We start from the raw sequence: 910 nt of genomic DNA on the forward strand, positions 1-910 counted from the left end.
TCTCGTTGCGGGGGCTGTCGTCACTCCTTCCCGGAGCGTTGCGGCGGGACCCGGATCCAATCGCGAGATTGGCGTCCGGGTCATCGTGTTCACGCCCCGGCCGGGTCGCAGATCCCCGGCATGCCCGCGTGAGCGAGACCACGGGCACCGTCGCCGCCTCGCCCGGCGCGCGCCGGCGCCGCGTTTCGGGGACAGGCGCACGCAGCGTGCACCGTCCTCACGAATCGTCCCCACCAGTCGTCGTCACACGTCGTCCTCTCGAGCCGGGGCCGCGCACCAGAGATTGCGCACGTCGATTGCCTCCCGCTCCGGATGTTCTGATCACGTCGGCGATCGGCGTATATCGCAAACCATGATACATTTTATCATTCGTCACAACATCGTTAATGTTATCTTGCACGATGGCGCCGCGAGCCGAGAGCCCGCGCTGGCGCGACCCGCGAGGAACCTCGTCGCGCCGTGCCGCAGGGCGCGGGCGTTTCATTCGAGACGCCATATCATAGATAATGGAGATGTTTGCGATGACCACGACATTGAAGGTCGGCCCCGAGGTTCTCGTCAACACGTCGACCACGCTCGACCAGACCACGCCGGCCGTGACCGGGCTGGCGAACGGCAATTACGTCGTCACGTGGCGTGACGACAGCGAGCCGGACTACGAGAACCCGAGCTTCGGCGACGTCAAGGCGCAGATCTTCAACGCGAGCGGCGTCAAGATCGGCTACGAGTTCACGGTCAACACCACCTGGGACTGGGGCCAGGGCAATCCCGCGATCACGGCCCTGTCGGACGGCGGCTTCGTCGTCACCTGGGAGGACGACAGCCCGTATTTCGGCTATCTCGACATCCGCGCCCAGCGCTACAGCAGCACCGGCGCGCCGGTCGGCGCCGAGATCCTGGTCAACACGCA

The 910-nt window shown here is 65.6% G+C and carries 1 pseudogene; it reads left to right on the top strand.

The window, feature by feature from the left end:
- Window positions 1–521: 521 nt before the first annotated feature.
- A pseudogene (locus ABTU92_RS29520) lies at window positions 522–910 on the top strand (hypothetical protein); the annotation flags it as partial.

Source organism: Rhodoplanes sp. SY1 (assembly GCF_046000175.1).
GTDB lineage: Bacteria > Pseudomonadota > Alphaproteobacteria > Rhizobiales > Xanthobacteraceae > Rhodoplanes.